This is a genomic window from Thioalkalicoccus limnaeus (assembly GCF_041197575.1).
Taxonomy (GTDB): domain Bacteria; phylum Pseudomonadota; class Gammaproteobacteria; order Chromatiales; family Chromatiaceae; genus Thioalkalicoccus; species Thioalkalicoccus limnaeus.
In genome coordinates this window covers 34,617-48,383 of record NZ_JBDKXB010000011.1, presented here as the reverse complement: position 1 = coordinate 48,383, position 13,767 = coordinate 34,617, and the positions used below count along the sequence as shown (strand labels likewise).

Genomic DNA, 13,767 nt, shown 5'->3' with positions numbered 1-13,767 from the left:
ACCTCTAACGGCGGTTCAATAATGGGAATCCAAGGGCTTCGCGGCGCTCGTAATAGGCCTGCGCAACCGCCCGCGCCAACGCTCTCACCCGGAGAATGTAGCGTTGCCGTTCGGTCACGCCGATAGCACGCCGCGCATCGAGCAGGTTGAAGGTATGGGAAGCCTTCAACACCTGCTCGTAGCCCGGCAGCGGGAGACCGAGTCCCACCAGGTGCTGCGCGATGCGTTCACAGGTGTCAAACTGCTCGAACAGCGACCGGGTGTCCGCGTGTTCAAAATTGAAAGCCGACTGTTCGACTTCGTTCTGATGATAGACGTCGCCGTAGGTGACCGCGCCGAATGGTGTCCGTGACCACACCAGATCAAAGACGCTCTCGACGGCCTGCAGGTACATGGCTAGGCGTTCCAGACCATAGGTGATCTCGCCGGTCACAGGCCGGCAATCCAGTCCTCCGACCTGTTGGAAATAGGTAAACTGGGTCACCTCCATGCCATTGAGCCACACCTCCCAGCCGAGGCCCCAGGCGCCCAAGGTCGGCGATTCCCAATTATCTTCGACGAAGCGAATGTCATGGACCAACGGATCGATTCCGATCGCCTTCAACGAAGCCAGGTAGAGCTCCTGGATATCGATCGGTGATGGCTTTAGAACAACCTGAAATTGATAATAGTGTTGCAAACGATTGGGGTTTTCTCCATAACGACCATCGGTTGGCCGTCGCGACGGCTGCACATAGGCACTTCGCCACGGCTCTGGGCCGATCGACCGGAGGAAGGTAGCTGGATGGAAAGTCCCGGCCCCGACCTCCATGTCCAAAGGCTGAAGGATCACGCAACCGTGACGTGCCCAGAATCGTTCGAGCGTAAAGATCAGCCCTTGAAAGGTTTCAAGGTCCAGCGAATCACAATTCAATGCCGGCTCCCGGGGTTAGTAATGGTCTTGAATAAAACAGCTAGTATATCGGCAAGGATTCGACGCTGGCCACGTCCAGCGTCTGTCTCGATGATCTAATCGTTTGTGGGGTAATCCAATGGATGCGGCAACGCGTGAGCGACGCTATCGGGCGATCACTCGGACTTCGGTCGTTGCCGGCGTAGCGAACCTCTTTCTGGGGATCTTCAAGATCGGCGCAGGGATCGTGGGTCAGTCCTATGCGCTGATCGTCGACGGGATCCATTCCCTGTCGGACCTGCTCTCTGATTTCGTCGTCTGGTTCGTCGGTCGCAAGGCGACCCGTGCCCCCGATCTCGAACACCCGTACGGCCATGCGCGTTACGAGACCGTCGTCACGCTGGTCTTGGGCATTGCATTGGCCGTGGTCGCGATCAGCATCACCTACGATGCGGTTCGACGCCTGTTCGAACCGGACACGCTGTTGATCCCAGGCGTCATCGCATTGTGGGCTGCCGCACTGTCGATCCTAATCAAAGAAGCCCTGTATTGGTATACGCTGAAGGCGGGAGAAAAAGTCGGCTCGACGATGTTGCGCGCAAACGCCTGGCACCATCGAACCGACGCGATTTCGTCGGTCGTGGTCCTGGTCGGCGTCGCTGGCTCGATCGCCGGCCTGAACTACCTCGATGCGGTCTCTGCGATCCTGGTAGCCTTGATGATCGCGAAGATCGCGTGGGACCTCGTTTGGGAGGCGATTCGCGAGCTCGTCGACACGGGCCTGAGCCGCGAGCGGTTGGCGAAGGTGCAGGATACGATCCGGGCCGTGCCAGGCGTCCGCGACGTGCATATGTTGCGCACGCGCAAACTCGGCGGCCAAGCGGCAGCGGATGTCCACGTCCTCGTCGATCCGCGCCTCAGTGTCTCCGAGGGCCATATGATCAGCCAGATCGTCGAGGACCGTTTGAAGGCGCGGATCGACGAGATCATCGATGTCACAGTCCACATCGACCCGGAAGATGACGAGGATGGATCACGCTCGGTCGGATTGCCCCCACGCGCGGAAGCCTTGGATCATCTCGCCCGACGCTGGGCCTCGATCCCCGCTGCGGCGAGCCGCCAACGCATCGTCCTGCATTACCTCGACGGACGGATACAGGTCGAGGTCTACTTTCCGCTGAGCGCCTACAGCGGGCGTGAAACCGATGCGCAGCGACTCGCCGACGACTTGTCACGGGCGCTGATCAGCGAACCGGTTTTCGAGCGCGTCACGATCTACTTTGGAGGTGACGCACACTAATGGGGCGTTTCCTCGACGCCTTGCACCACTTTAGTGACGGATCTCGGCGAGCCCGCGGCCAATCAAGGTCGTCGTGCCGCGTACCCGAGCCCTTTCCAAGCCGGCGCTGACGTGATCCCATATCCCCAAGCGTAGCGGTTCAGCGCGCAGGCTCGCCGAAGCAGCCTTGACGATGTCTCGTCTTGCATTGAACCCGGCGCTGATCGATAGGCCAGCCAGTCTCGGTTCATACTGGCATTTTTCATGCATAATTGGCCGCATCGTCCATGCCGTTTTGCGGTAAAGGACCGATCCCGGCTGTGCACAGCGGCTCTTTCCCAACACGACCCAATTTGGAGTGACCTCGATGTCTGGAAACGTCATAAAGATGATCAAGGAAAAGGAAGTCAAATTCGTTGATCTGCGGTTTACCGATACCCGCGGCAAGGAGCAGCACGTATCCCTGCCCAGCAGTCAGATCGATGACGACTTCTTCAAGGAAGGCAAGATGTTCGACGGCTCGTCGATCGCCGGGTGGAAGGGCATCCAGGAGTCCGACATGGTGTTGATGCCCGAGGCTGAGACGGCCGTTCTCGACCCTTTTTCGGATGAAGCGACCCTGATCCTGCGTTGCGACATCCTGGAACCTTCGACGATGCAAGGCTACGAACGGGATCCGCGCTCGCTGGCCAAGCGTGCGGAGGCCTTCCTGAAGTCCACCGGTATCGCCGATTCCGCCTTTTTCGGACCCGAGCCCGAGTTCTTCGTGCTCGACGATGTCCGCTGGGGTGCCGACATCAGTGGCTGCTTCTACAAGATCGATTCCCAGGAGGCCGATTGGAATTCCGCGAAGGTCTTCGAAGACGGCAACATGGGGCACCGGCCGAATGTCAAGGGTGGCTATTTCCCCGTGCCGCCAGTCGATTCGCTGAATGATCTACGCGCAGCCATGTGCCTTGCGCTCGAAGAGATGGGGGTGCCCGTCGAGGTGCATCACCACGAGGTGGCAACCGCCGGCCAGTGCGAGATCGGAACGCGCTTCGCGACCCTGGTCCACCGGGCGGACATGAATCAGATTCTCAAGTATTGCGTCCACAATGTCGCGCATGCCTACGGTAAGACAGCGACCTTCATGCCCAAGCCGCTGGTCGGTGATAACGGCAACGGGATGCACGTGCACCAATCCCTCGCGAAGGACGGAAAGAATCTGTTCGCGGGTGACAAATACGGCGGCTTGTCGGAGACCGCGCTCTACTACATCGGTGGGATCATAAAGCACGCCCGTGCGTTGAATGCCTTCACCAACGCCTCGACCAACTCCTACAAACGCCTCGTCCCCGGCTTCGAAGCGCCGGTCATGCTGGCCTACTCGGCGCGAAACCGTTCGGCGTCGATCCGCATCCCGCATGTCCCGAGTCCCAAGGCGCGCCGCATCGAGGTCCGTTTCCCCGATTCGATGGGCAACCCCTATCTGTCGTTCGCAGCGATGATGCTCGCGGGCATCGACGGGATCCTGAACAAGATCCATCCGGGTGATCCGATGGACAAGGATCTTTACGACTTGCCGCCGGAAGAGGAAAAGTCCATTCCCACGGTTTGCTTCTCGCTCGATCAGGCGCTCGGCGCGCTCGATAAGGACCGTGAATTCCTGACCAGCGGCGGAGTCTTCACGGACGACCTGATCGACGGATATATCGCGCTGAAGATGCAAGAGGTCACGCAGCTGCGGATGACGACCCATCCGATCGAGTTCGACCTCTATTACAGTCTCTGACGATGCGCTGATCGATTCAGCGTTCGGCGCGGTGCAGTGCGTGCCGCGCCGGGCACGGGACGGGGAGCCGGGACACACCAGCGGGTTCCGGCTCCATACCTGACGATGCCCGATCGCCCCGAAACGGTTGGCTCCTGACCCCAACCTGCACTATCCTCTCGTGCCATGGGCTACCTGATCGTTTCACTTCTGGCCATCCTGGCGTCACCGCTCGCCGCCGACGTCTATCGCCATGTCGATGAACAGGGTCGGGTCACCTTCTCCGATCGGGCCGTGCCAGGTTCCGTTTTGGTGGAGAGTCGCGGCAGCGGGCCGCCGCCTGCGGCGCGCCCCTTTGATACGGTGGCCCCAGACGAACCGACCGGCGATCCGGGCCCGTTCGAGGCCTTCGAGATCCTCGAGCCGGCGGATGGCGACATCGTTCCGCACAATGAGGATCCGGTCGCGATCCGACTCTTGCTGATCCCTTCGCTGATGCCCGAGCAACGGCTTCAGCTGCGTGTCAACGGCCAACTGGTTCCCGGTGACTTGCGCGAGACCCAGACGGCTTTGCAAGGGCTAGCGCCCGGGTCGCATCGTCTCCAGGCAGTGATACGCGATGGCGACGACGTCATCGCGACCACGGATCCGATTGTCTTCCATCGGCGGCCCGGCTTGGATCCGACCGGGCCGGCACCGTGATTTAGCCAAAGTTCTACTGCGTCACCCTCCGAGGAGCGATCACCGGTCTCGGGACGCCGATATACCCCCCTATCTTGTTCCATGAATGGTCTGGTTCTTGCTTGATTAGAGCCGTTGGGTGTTCCCCTTCGATGCGGACCCCGGAGCCATCCCAGACGATTCGCCTCTCGCCTCGATCATTGCCGGTCTCATGCACCATGGTCTCGACACCGACGACGAATCTGGAACGCACCATCCTGGACAATCTGAGTACCGCCGTGCTCCTATTCGGCGCAGACCTTCGTCTGAGATACCTGAATCCTGCCAGCGAAATGCTGCTGGCGGTCAGCGCTCGCTATGTCCTCGGACACCCGGTCGGGGAGATCGTCGCATGTCCCGAGGGCGATCTGGAAGCGCGCCTGGAGGAGGCCTTGACCACAAAACACCCATTCACCGAGCGCGAACGGAATCTGCTATTGCTCGATGGTCGGTCGATCACGGTCAATTGCACGGTGCTGCCGCTGCACCAAGTCAATGCCGCGGGCGAGATCCTGATCGAATTGCATCAGGTCGATCGCCAATTGCGGATCACGCGGGAGGAGCAGCTGATCACTCAGCACCAGGCGAGTCAGGCACTGATTCGCGGCCTCGCACACGAGATCAAGAATCCTCTGGGAGGCTTGCGCGGGGCCGCGCAACTCCTCGAAGACGAGTTGCCGGACAAATCGCTTCGTGAATACACGCGCATCATCATCGAGGAGGCGGATCGTCTCCAGACTTTGATGAACCAAATGCTCGGTCCGAACCGGATGCCGCAGCGACGACAGGTCAATATCCATTCGGTCCTCGAGCATGTGCGAGGCTTGTTGATCGCCGAATCACCCGATGGGCCGGCGATCCAGCGGGACTATGATCCGAGCATCCCGGAGATCGACGCCGATCAGGATCAGCTGATCCAGGCCGTGCTGAACATTGCACGCAATGCCGTCGCAGCAGCGGGCCGTTGCGGCCATGTGGTGCTGCGCTCGCGCGTCCTGCGACAGTTCACGATCGGCAGCAAACGCCACCGGCTGGTCGTCTGCATCGAGGTCGAGGATAACGGCCCGGGCATCCCCGATGAGCTCAGGGATCGGATCTTCTTCCCAATGGTCACAGGCCAGCCTGGCGGCACCGGCCTAGGCTTGCCGATCGCACAGGAATTGATCAATCAGCACGGCGGCCTCATCGAATGCGAGAGCCGCCCCGGCCGGACCCTGTTCAACATCTATCTACCACTGGAGCGGTCTTGATGAGCAAAGAACCCAAGGTATGGGTTATCGATGACGATCGATCGATTCGCTGGGTCCTGGAGCGCGCGCTGCGGAAGGCCGAGATGGACGTCACGAGCTTCTCCAATGGTGTCGGCATCATGGAAGCCTTGCAACGCGAACAGCCAAACGTGATCCTGTCCGACATTCGGATGCCGGGCATCGATGGCCTGGACCTCTTGCGGCAGATCACCGCACGTTACCCCCATCTGCCAGTGATCATCATGACCGCGCATTCGGATCTCGAGAGCGCGGTATCGGCCTTCCACAGCGGCGCCTTCGAATACCTGCCCAAGCCTTTCGATCTCGATGAGGCGGTCGCGCAGGTTCAGCGCGCCTGTCGTCGCAACGCCGGTGCCACGCCGATCGAAGAGCTGCCAGTGCCGGGCCCCGACATCATCGGCGAGGCACCGGCGATGCAGGAGGTGTTCCGCGCGATCGGCCGGCTCGCGCGTTCGACCATCACGGTCCTGATCAATGGCGAATCCGGAACCGGAAAAGAGTTGGTCGCGCATGCCCTGCACCGTCATAGCCCAAGGTCGGATCAACCCTTCATCGCACTGAACATGGCGGCGATACCCCGGGATCTGCTCGAATCGGAGTTATTCGGTCATGAACGGGGTGCGTTCACTGGCGCCCAGACGCGACGCGAGGGTCGCTTCGAGCAGGCCGACGGTGGCACCCTCTTTCTCGATGAGATCGGTGATATGCCCGCCGAATTGCAGACGCGGTTGCTGCGGGTGCTGGCCGATGGCGAATTCTACCGGGTCGGGGGCGTCGCACCGATCAAGGTCAATGTTCGGATCATCGCCGCGACCCACCAGCATTTGGAGGACCTGGTTCGGCAGGGCCGTTTTCGCGAAGACCTCTTCCACCGGCTCAACGTCATCCGTATTCATCTCCCGGCCCTGCGCGAACGGTGTGAGGATATCCCATTGTTGATGCGCCATTTTTTGATCCAGGTGGCGAAGGAGTTGGGCTGCGAAAGCAAGATCCTGATGCCGAGCGCGAGTGATAAACTCAAGCGCTTGCCGTGGCCGGGCAACGTGCGGCAGCTCGAAAACACCGCTCGCTGGGTCACGGTGATGGCATCGACGAAGGAAATTCACGCCGAGGACTTGCCGCCGGAACTGAACGAGCTGGCCGGCGACGATCAGGACGACGAGGATTGGGAGATGGCGTTGCGCCGCTGGACCTGTGTTCAACTACAGCGCGGTCGCTCAGCGCTGCTCGACGAGGTGCTGCCGACCTTCGAACGGATCCTGATTCAATGTGCCCTCGACCACACCGGCGGGCGCCGCCTCGAGGCGGCGCGCCTTCTGGGGTGGGGGCGGAACACCTTGACGAGAAAGATCAAGGATTTACGGCTTGACATCGAATGCGCTTCCGACGTCGACGAATTCGATGAGCAGTCATCGGAACGTGACTGAACGAGACCCTCGAAGAGGGTCGTCACGGCGATTCTTCGAAGACTGCGAGTGACAGCGTCTCCCCATCTGTCTGGTTCAACGATCGAGATCGAGTGCGCGTTGCCCATCGATTCGGCGCGTACGCGTTTGCCCTTTGCTCAGGAGAAAGACGTGGATACGAGCCATATCGAATTGCCAGGGTCCGTGGTCGACAGGATCGACTTGGCCGAGGGGGTCCTGCGCATCCGATTCGCCCGGGCGTACATCATCAAGACGATGACGGGATCGGTCGAGGCGACGCGCTGGTGGCAGGCCGGCACCCTGATTCTCGAGGAAGCCGAAGCGGAAGGACCCATCGGTCAAGGTCCGTTGACCTGCGACGGAGGCGAGATCGACGAGAACGTCTATACCTATCGCGATATGATCCCGATCCCCTTTCAGAGTCGCGGCCGTATCGGCTGCCAATTCGTTTTTCGCGACAGCGAGGGACCGCTGATCGCTCGTGGCGAGAGGGTGATCCTCGAGATGCTCGATGTGCCGAAATACATCGAGCACATCCGACCTCGATCAGAAGGGATTTGAAAAGGAGCGGCCGAACTCGACCCTTGGAAAGGGGGCTGGGCAGCGCCAACCCGGCCTCGAGGTACGCCGGTTGTTTCTCGACCCTCGTCAGACCGCGCAGGGGATACGCAGGATTCCAGTGACGTATCCCATGCGATAGCCCGACCAGGTCACAGGCGCGATGAACCGACGATCTGATGGGCCAGATCGACGACCCGATTGGCCATGTCCATGTACTCCTGGCGATAACTGGAAAGGAAGCCATCCCCCGATGCCCAGTAGTCCTTGCCGGACACGCCATGCTGATGCTCGTACTCGATGAACTGCTTCTGCATGACGAGCATCTTGTCGATCAGTGCCTGCTTCTCTTGTTTCAACGCCTCGATATCACTCATAAATGCTCTCCAATCACCATTCGCATGCGCCTGATCATTGGCGTTATTTAGTTTATCCATGATCGCTAATATAGATGGCTTGACTGTAGCCGGTCAAGCATCGTCCGTCGCGAGCGACCCCGTGAGCTCGCCGACGTGGGTGAGCCCATGCCGCGTCAGGTAATCGCCCAAGGTGGCGTTGACGCGCGAGCAGATCAAGGGGTCGTAAAAGAGCGCGGTGCCGAGACCGACGGCCGTGGCTCCGGCGATCAGAAACTCGATCGCGTCGCGGCCGTCCTGGATCCCGCCTTGACCGATGATCGGGACCCGATGGGCTCGGCATACCTGATAGACCTGATGGACCTTGAGCAGCGCGATCGGTTTGATCGCCGGACCGGACAAGCCACCCTGCCGGTTGCCAAGCACCGCGCGGCGGCGCTCGCTGTCGATGGCCATACCCATCAGTGTATTGATGACCGAGAAGGCATCGGCACCGGCTTCGAGGCATCCGCGGGCATTCAACGCGATGTCGGTTTGGTTCGGGGACAACTTCACGATCAGCGGTTTGCTCGTCGCCCGCCGACAGGCGCGGACGACGTCCGCCGACATCCGCGGGTCGTTGCCGAATGTCACGCCGCCTTCCTTGACATTCGGGCAAGAGATGTTGACCTCGATCGCGTCGATCGGCGAGTCATCGAAGCGTCGCGTGACCTCGTGGTATTCCTCGACCGTCGAGCCGGAGACATTGGCGATGAATCGCGTCTCGGAGAAGTCGAGAGTCGGTAGGATCTTTCGGATTACCTGATCCACGCCAGGGTTCTGCAGCCCGATCGCGTTGAGCATGCCACTCGGTGTCTCGCAGACCCGATGCGGCTCGTTGCCAAGCCGTGCTTCGAGCGTCGTCCCTTTGAGACAGACGGCCCCGACATCGCGATTCGAAAAGCCGCGAACCCGGGTGTATTCTTCGCCGAAGCCGACGCATCCTGAGAGCAGGACCAGCGGCGAGCTGAACCTCAGCCCACAGAAATCGATGGCGAGACGCGGATCAATCAGTGATGCAGACATAGACCTCGATCCAGGGAGACGCGAAACGAAGGACCGCCTTGGCCGGGGTGCCTCTCCCGGCATGACGGCTCGAGGAGGCCGGTTGAACACGGGAGGACAAAGCCTTGTTCGATGTCGTACTGCATGAACCCGAGATTCCGCCGAATACCGGCAATCTGATTCGTCTCTGCGCGAATGTCGGGGCCTCGTTGCATCTGATCGAACCCTTGGGTTTTGCGGTCGACGATCGGCGGCTGCGCCGCGCCGGTCTCGATTACCACGAGTTCGCGACGATGCGGGTTCACGCGAACCTCGAAGCCTTCTGGCGCGATCGGTCGGCAGCGCGCTGCCTGGCCTGCAGCACTCGCGGCGAGACCCCGTACACGGAAATTCGCTTCTTGCCCGGTGATGTCCTGTTGTTCGGCTCGGAATCGCGCGGCTTGCCGGCCGAGCTGCTCGGTACGGTGCCACACGGGCAACGGTTGCGGATCCCGATGCGTCCAGGCAACCGCAGCCTGAACTTGTCGAACGCGGTGGCCATCGTGTTGTTCGAAGCCTGGCGACAAAACGGGTTTGCCGGGGCCGCGCCGATTCCCGCCTAGGCTATTCAGCGCCGGTCAATCCAGCTCGGCGCGCAAATCACGCTCCAACAGCGCATCCGTTGCCTGTTGCGGGGTCACGCCCTGATACAGGACGCGGTAGACCTGTTCACTGATCGGCATCTCGATACCGAGCCGCTGCGCGGCCGCGTGAACGGAGCGTGCGGTCAGGATCCCTTCGACCTCTTGACCGATCTCGCGCTTGACCTCGTCGATGCCGCGCCCCTTGGCCAAGGCCAAACCCATTCGCCGGTTGCGCGACTGGTCATCGGTGCAAGTCAGCACCAGGTCGCCAAGCCCCGCGAGGCCCATGAAGGTCTCGCGGCGGCCGCCGAGGGCGACACCGAGTCGGATCAATTCAGCAAGCCCGCGGGTGATCAAGGCAGCACGCGTATTGGCGCCGAAACCGAGCCCATCGGCGATCCCCGTGGCGATCGCAAGCACGTTCTTGGCTGCACCGCCGACCTCGACCCCAACCAGGTCATCATGGGTGTAAGCGCGGAACCGTTCGCTATGCAGCAGCGCAGCAATGTGCTGCGCGAAGGCCGGGGTGTTGGCAGCGACCGTCACCGCGGTGGGTAGGCCGCGGGCGACTTCGGCGGCGAAGCTTGGGCCGGAGACGACGGCCATCGGACGCTCGCCGAGTCGTTCGGCTGCAACCTGATGCAAGAGGCGGTCGCCATCGGGCGCGAAGCCCTTCGTGGCCCAGGCGATCCCTAGATCATCCGGCAATCGCGTCGCCAGTTCGGCCGCGACCTCGGCAAAGGCATGGCTGGGTACGACGACCAGCACAGCGACGATGCCGGCGAGGGCCTCGTCGAGGTCGACGACCGGCAGAAGAGGCTCGGGCAGCGGTACGCCCGGCAGGAACCGTTTGTTTTCGCGGTCGCGGCACAGGGCTTCGATCTGATCGGGATCGTTTCCCCACAGACGGACGTGTTGATCGTTCCGACAGAGCTGAATCGCGAGCGCGGTACCCCAGGATCCAGGGCCGAGCACCGCGATCGTCCGGGGTGCGCTCGCCATAGCGGCTGTCCCTAGTGTTCGCGGGTGGCGCCGTCGCCACCCTCACGCTGGACCGCGGCCTGTTGCTGATGCTGCGCGAACAAGGCGTCGAAGTTGACCGGTTGCAGCACCAATTGCGGAAAACTGCCTTTGGTGACCAGATCGGACACGACCTCGCGGGCATAAGGGAACAGGATATTCGGACAGTAGGCACCGAGCAACGGTCCAAGCTCGTTCTCGGCGAACCCGGCGACCGAAAAGATGCCGGCCTGCTGCGCCTCGACCAAAAAGGCGGTCATATCCCCGATCTTGGTCGTGACCGTGACCGCCAAAACGACCTCGAAGGTGTCGTCGGCGAGTTTGTTGACCCGGGTGTTGAGATTCAAATCGTGCGTGGGCTTCCATTCTTGGCGGAAGACAGCGGGCGAATTCGGAGTCTCGAACGAGATGTCCTTCGTGTAGATCCGTTGCACGATGAATTGTCGGGCATTTTCCTGGGGCGCTTGCTCGGCCATGGTGTCGTCGTCCATCGTTGAGGGTGGGGGCTGGTCGTCAACGCTTCTTGCGTGACAAAGGCAAACCGGCATTCTGCCACGCCATCAGACCGCCGCGAAGATTGTGGACCTGCGTGAAACCGTCCTTGCGCAGATGCCGGCAGGCCAGCGTCGACTGGGACCCGGATCGACAATTGACGACGATCGGCCGCTCCCGGTACTTATGGAGTGTGCCCATCTGATTCTGAAAGCCGTTGATCGGGATGTTGATCGCGTGGATGATGTGGCCCTTCGCGAAATCAGCGGCCGGACGGACATCGACGACGACGGCGTCTTTATGGTTGATCAGGTCGGTCGCGTCGAGCGGATCGACGACACCCTTGTTGCCGACGATCAGATTGTGCGTCAGGAGCCCAAGGATCACCGCGAGCGCAAGAAACAGAAGCCAGTTGTTGACGATAAACTCGATGATCATCGTGAAGCCTGTGGTCTTGAGGTGGCCCCGTCGGCGATCAGGTTCGCCGGGTGCTGGGCAGCCGCCTATTATAGGACTCAGGCACGGCGGCGTCACCTCAGCCGACTTTCATCGGACATGCGGGCAAAAGACTTCACGCATCATGCCGATCAGGCGCAAGGTACGAGCGTCGCTGACCCGGTAGTAGACGCGGTTGGCATCCTTGCGGGCGGCGAGGATTCCCTTGTCGCGAAGGATGGCCAAATGCTGCGAGATGTTGCTCTGCGAGGTTCCGACCTGATCGACGATGTCCTGCACGCTCACCTCCTGATCGCCGAGCGTGCACAGGATTTTGAGTCGCAACGGGTGAGACATGGCCTTCAGCGACCGCGACGCGCGCTCGATGTCGGCATCATTCGCGAACAGATCGGCGGCACCCGATCGATCGGCAGGGTCATTCAGGACAGGGTGTTCGGTGTGTTCGATCGGGCCGACCATGGGGGTACTCGTCAGCGGTTCCATAAGCACGGATGTTAGTCCTTTTCGGCCCCGGTGCGAAGCTCCACTCCCCAACCGACCCCATTGATCACGATGAGTTGTCTGAGGATACCGCTCGTTTTATCGATAAGCCTGCTGGCGTCATCCGTGCTGGCCGACGACAGCGTTCTCGAACGTCAACGCCGCGATCTCGAAACGATCGAGCGCGAAGTCGAGACGGTGCGCCGCGACTTGGCGACGCAGCGGGCGGCCCGCGCCGAGCTGGCGCGCGAGTTGCAGCAAGCCGAGCGCGACGTGGCGTCGCTGGCCCGTGCCGGGCACCAACTCGCGATCGAGATCGCGGATCAGGAATCCGTGATCGAACGCTTGCGCCGCGCACTCGCTGACGAGCAACAGGCGCTCGCGCGCGAGCAGCGGGCGCTGGCCGATTTACTGCGCGCCGTTTACGCGGCGGGGCCCGCGGACCGTCTGAAGTTGATACTGAACCAGGAGGACGGTCATCGGCTGACCCGCCTCTTGAGCTATTACGATTACATCAACCGGCAACGACGGGAGCGGATCCTCGGCACCCAAGCGCGCGCCACGCGTCTCGTCGAGCTGGCGGCGGCCGCCGACGAGGAGGTCGATCGCCTGCGGCGGCTCGCCGAACACCAGGGGCGATCACAGCAAAAACTCGAAGAGGCGCAAACTCGCCGCCGTGCGCTGCTCGCCGAGCTCGAGCAGACGATCGCGGGACGTGGGGAGCGTGTCGCGCAACTCGAGGCCGATGCCGAAACGCTCCGGAGGCTGATCACGAGTCTCGAGCAGCGCGAGCAGATCGACGCCGAGGCCGACGTCCAATTGGTGCCGATCGCGCAGCGGCGAGGTCAGCTCGGGTGGCCGGTACCCGGCCGGCTGGTTACCCGCTTCGGTGCCCCGAAAGACGGGGGGCCAATGACCTGGGACGGCATCGTCTTGGCCGTCCCGGAGGGTGTGCCGGTCCGCGCGGTGCATCCGGGGCGAGTCGTCTATGCCGACTGGCTGCGCGGGCTCGGCCTCCTGCTGATCATCGATCATGATGATGGCTTCCTGACGCTCTACGGGCATAATCAAGCCCTATTGAAGGAGGCCGGCGAATGGGTCGTGGCCGGGGAGACCATCGCGCTGAGCGGGACCACCGGCGGTCGCGATGCCGTTGGCCTGTATTTCGCGTTACGCCATCAAGGCCGGCCGGTGAATCCGGAGCAGTGGCTTGCAGCTCGCGCCCACTGAAGGAAGCCCTGATCGATCGGGTGGCGCGTCCGCAACGCCAGCCTGGCGACTCACGCGGGGCGTTCGGCGGGGTCGGGTCGTCGACGCCGCGTCGAAGGCCCGACGACCCAGAGGCCTTGGGTGCTCGTCGTCGCGGAACGTCGCCTTGAATTTGTGCTCAAATACT

The 13,767-nt window shown here is 61.7% G+C and carries 15 protein-coding genes; 8 read left to right on the top strand and 7 right to left on the bottom strand.

The genetic code is table 11. From position 1 onward, the window contains the following. Positions 1-4 precede the first annotated feature (4 nt). Positions 5-913, bottom strand: a complete 909-nt coding sequence (gene glyQ, locus ABC977_RS09995) for a glycine--tRNA ligase subunit alpha (RefSeq protein WP_369667113.1) — start codon at positions 911-913, stop codon at positions 5-7. A 118-nt stretch (positions 914-1,031) separates the two neighbouring features. On the opposite strand from glyQ, the gene ABC977_RS09990 reads away from it, so the two are divergent. The 6 genes from ABC977_RS09990 to ABC977_RS09965 all read left to right on the top strand — a co-directional run bounded on the left by ABC977_RS09990 (position 1,032) and on the right by ABC977_RS09965 (position 7,903). After that, the gene (locus tag ABC977_RS09990) at positions 1,032-2,192 is read left to right on the top strand and encodes a cation diffusion facilitator family transporter (RefSeq protein WP_369667112.1); all 1,161 of its coding nucleotides are present in this window, start codon (positions 1,032-1,034) and stop codon (positions 2,190-2,192) included. A 346-nt stretch (positions 2,193-2,538) separates the two neighbouring features. After that, positions 2,539-3,945 (top strand): glutamate--ammonia ligase, encoded by a 1,407-nt coding sequence (glnA, locus tag ABC977_RS09985; RefSeq protein WP_369667111.1) that lies wholly within the window; start codon positions 2,539-2,541, stop codon positions 3,943-3,945. Between the two features lie 165 nt (positions 3,946-4,110). Next, positions 4,111-4,626, top strand: coding sequence for a DUF4124 domain-containing protein (locus ABC977_RS09980; RefSeq protein ID WP_369667110.1), 516 nt, complete (start codon positions 4,111-4,113; stop codon positions 4,624-4,626). Positions 4,627-4,823: 197 nt separating this feature from the next. Further along, complete coding sequence (gene glnL / locus ABC977_RS09975; RefSeq protein ID WP_369667109.1) at positions 4,824-5,894, top strand: nitrogen regulation protein NR(II); 1,071 nt, start codon at positions 4,824-4,826, stop codon at positions 5,892-5,894. Beyond that, positions 5,894-7,342, top strand: a complete 1,449-nt coding sequence (ntrC, locus tag ABC977_RS09970) for a nitrogen regulation protein NR(I) (RefSeq protein ID WP_369667108.1) — start codon at positions 5,894-5,896, stop codon at positions 7,340-7,342. The genes glnL and ntrC overlap by 1 nt, the downstream gene beginning before the upstream one ends. Positions 7,343-7,492: 150 nt before the next feature. Then, positions 7,493-7,903, top strand: coding sequence for a hypothetical protein (locus tag ABC977_RS09965; protein WP_369667107.1), 411 nt, complete (start codon positions 7,493-7,495; stop codon positions 7,901-7,903). 149 nt (positions 7,904-8,052) lie between these two features. Here the strand turns inward: ABC977_RS09965 and ABC977_RS09960 are convergent, their stop codons facing one another. Then, a complete protein-coding gene (locus ABC977_RS09960; RefSeq protein ID WP_369667106.1) occupies positions 8,053-8,277 on the bottom strand; it encodes a hypothetical protein in 225 nt (74 codons plus the stop codon). A gap of 93 nt (positions 8,278-8,370) precedes the next feature. Further along, positions 8,371-9,321 (bottom strand): dihydroorotate dehydrogenase, encoded by a 951-nt coding sequence (locus tag ABC977_RS09955; RefSeq protein ID WP_369667105.1) that lies wholly within the window; start codon positions 9,319-9,321, stop codon positions 8,371-8,373. A gap of 104 nt (positions 9,322-9,425) precedes the next feature. On the opposite strand from ABC977_RS09955, the gene ABC977_RS09950 reads away from it, so the two are divergent. Continuing rightward, positions 9,426-9,902, top strand: coding sequence for a tRNA (cytidine(34)-2'-O)-methyltransferase (locus ABC977_RS09950; protein WP_369667104.1), 477 nt, complete (start codon positions 9,426-9,428; stop codon positions 9,900-9,902). A gap of 15 nt (positions 9,903-9,917) precedes the next feature. Here ABC977_RS09950 and ABC977_RS09945 read toward each other — a convergent pair whose 3' ends face one another. The 4 genes from ABC977_RS09945 to ABC977_RS09930 form a co-directional block, all read right to left on the bottom strand. Continuing rightward, complete coding sequence (locus ABC977_RS09945; RefSeq protein ID WP_369667103.1) at positions 9,918-10,925, bottom strand: NAD(P)H-dependent glycerol-3-phosphate dehydrogenase; 1,008 nt, start codon at positions 10,923-10,925, stop codon at positions 9,918-9,920. 11 nt (positions 10,926-10,936) lie between these two features. Then, the gene (secB, locus tag ABC977_RS09940; RefSeq protein ID WP_369667102.1) at positions 10,937-11,419 is read right to left on the bottom strand and encodes a protein-export chaperone SecB; all 483 of its coding nucleotides are present in this window, start codon (positions 11,417-11,419) and stop codon (positions 10,937-10,939) included. A gap of 37 nt (positions 11,420-11,456) precedes the next feature. Next, positions 11,457-11,873, bottom strand: coding sequence for a rhodanese-like domain-containing protein (locus ABC977_RS09935; RefSeq protein ID WP_369667101.1), 417 nt, complete (start codon positions 11,871-11,873; stop codon positions 11,457-11,459). Positions 11,874-11,981: 108 nt separating this feature from the next. Continuing rightward, a complete protein-coding gene (locus tag ABC977_RS09930) occupies positions 11,982-12,350 on the bottom strand; it encodes an ArsR/SmtB family transcription factor (protein WP_369667100.1) in 369 nt (122 codons plus the stop codon). A gap of 147 nt (positions 12,351-12,497) precedes the next feature. Here ABC977_RS09930 and ABC977_RS09925 point away from each other — a divergent pair, with 147 nt between their 5' ends. After that, complete coding sequence (locus ABC977_RS09925; protein ID WP_369667099.1) at positions 12,498-13,601, top strand: murein hydrolase activator EnvC family protein; 1,104 nt, start codon at positions 12,498-12,500, stop codon at positions 13,599-13,601. The last annotated feature ends 166 nt before the right edge of the window (positions 13,602-13,767 follow it).

What these genes read in the sequence shown, in the direction of transcription:
- ABC977_RS09990 (WP_369667112.1), top strand. Translation starts at nt 1,032, where the DNA reads ATGGATGCGGCAACGCGTGAGCGACGCTATCGGGCGATCACTCGGACT.
- glnA (WP_369667111.1), top strand. Translation starts at nt 2,539, where the DNA reads ATGTCTGGAAACGTCATAAAGATGATCAAGGAAAAGGAAGTCAAATTC.
- ABC977_RS09980 (WP_369667110.1), top strand. Translation starts at nt 4,111, where the DNA reads ATGGGCTACCTGATCGTTTCACTTCTGGCCATCCTGGCGTCACCGCTC.
- glnL (WP_369667109.1), top strand. Translation starts at nt 4,824, where the DNA reads ATGGTCTCGACACCGACGACGAATCTGGAACGCACCATCCTGGACAAT.
- ntrC (WP_369667108.1), top strand. Translation starts at nt 5,894, where the DNA reads ATGAGCAAAGAACCCAAGGTATGGGTTATCGATGACGATCGATCGATT.
- ABC977_RS09960 (WP_369667106.1), bottom strand. Translation starts at nt 8,277, where the DNA reads ATGAGTGATATCGAGGCGTTGAAACAAGAGAAGCAGGCACTGATCGAC.
- ABC977_RS09955 (WP_369667105.1), bottom strand. Translation starts at nt 9,321, where the DNA reads ATGTCTGCATCACTGATTGATCCGCGTCTCGCCATCGATTTCTGTGGG.
- ABC977_RS09945 (WP_369667103.1), bottom strand. Translation starts at nt 10,925, where the DNA reads ATGGCGAGCGCACCCCGGACGATCGCGGTGCTCGGCCCTGGATCCTGG.
- secB (WP_369667102.1), bottom strand. Translation starts at nt 11,419, where the DNA reads ATGGCCGAGCAAGCGCCCCAGGAAAATGCCCGACAATTCATCGTGCAA.
- ABC977_RS09935 (WP_369667101.1), bottom strand. Translation starts at nt 11,873, where the DNA reads ATGATCATCGAGTTTATCGTCAACAACTGGCTTCTGTTTCTTGCGCTC.
- ABC977_RS09930 (WP_369667100.1), bottom strand. Translation starts at nt 12,350, where the DNA reads ATGGTCGGCCCGATCGAACACACCGAACACCCTGTCCTGAATGACCCT.